Genomic DNA, 502 nt, shown 5'->3' with positions numbered 1-502 from the left:
GATGTCGCGGTTCAAGCCCGAGCACGTGGCGCGCTTCGGCAACAACCACATCATCTACCCGTCGCTCAGCCGAAAATCGTACGAGGCGCTGATCGCGCGTTCCGTCAACCAGTACGTACGGGAGATGGAGAAAGTGTCGGGCATCAAGTTCGCGGCCGACCAATCGCTGCTGGATCGAATCTACGCAAACTCGGTGTATCCGACGCAGGGTACGCGTCCGGTGTTCAGCTCGATTCACAAGATGTTCTCGACGCTGCTGGTCGATGCCGCATTCTGGGCAATCGAGAATGATGTGCGGGGTGCCGAATTCGTGATGACGAAGGAACTGTCGAATGGTGAGCATAAGGTACAGGCAATCCAGACGCTGCCCCGCCCGCGCTCGAAGAAGACGACGAAAACCGCGCTGTTCCACGTCGAATTCGATATGGACAAGGAAAAGAAGAAGCGGAGCGTGGAATTCACGGCGATGGTCGCGGCGCACGAAGCGGGCCACGCTCTGGTC

Annotated in this window: 1 protein-coding gene; it reads left to right on the top strand. The window is 58.4% G+C overall.

What is annotated here, in order from left to right; translation table 11 throughout:
• Positions 1–502: hypothetical protein (locus AC1RPR_RS08190; protein ID WP_481763467.1), on the top strand; the 502-nt coding region annotated here is incomplete at both ends.

The sequence above is a fragment of the Dellaglioa sp. CoH-57-MRSF-22 genome (assembly GCF_056781895.1).
This window is presented reverse-complemented; position numbering and strand designations above follow the sequence as displayed.